Genomic DNA, 287 nt, shown 5'->3' with positions numbered 1-287 from the left:
GTCAGCGGCGCCGAAGGAAATCGGAGCGCAATTCCACAACGGCGTTCTTGGAAGCTGAATTTCCGCAATGTGGAATTTGCAGATTCAGGTTTTGCCGTTCCGGCAGTGATAATCGGAGGATCGCGGACGGATGCGGCCCTGTCCTATGATGAGGCAAGCAAAATTCTGACGCTGGAGCTTTCAGAGATTCCAACTGAAAAAAACATAGCAGTGTGCTTTGAAACCGGCATGCGGGTCGCTGCTGCAGACCGGGGGGCTCAGGCCTATGAAATTTTAAACAGAGCACA

1 protein-coding gene is annotated in these 287 nt (G+C 52.3%); it reads left to right on the top strand.

Annotation, left to right across the window (positions count from 1 at the left end):
* Window positions 1-69: 69 nt before the first annotated feature.
* Window positions 70-287, top strand: a 218-nt coding sequence (locus tag NE473_RS32230; RefSeq protein WP_256265731.1) for a hypothetical protein, incomplete at its 3' end; no start/stop codon positions are given.

Origin of the sequence: Hungatella sp. SL.1.14 (assembly GCF_024460495.1) — a bacterium.
Taxonomy (GTDB): domain Bacteria; phylum Bacillota; class Clostridia; order Lachnospirales; family Lachnospiraceae; genus Hungatella; species Hungatella hathewayi.
Note: the sequence above shows the minus strand (reverse complement) of the source record. Positions and strands in the feature narration are given on the sequence as shown.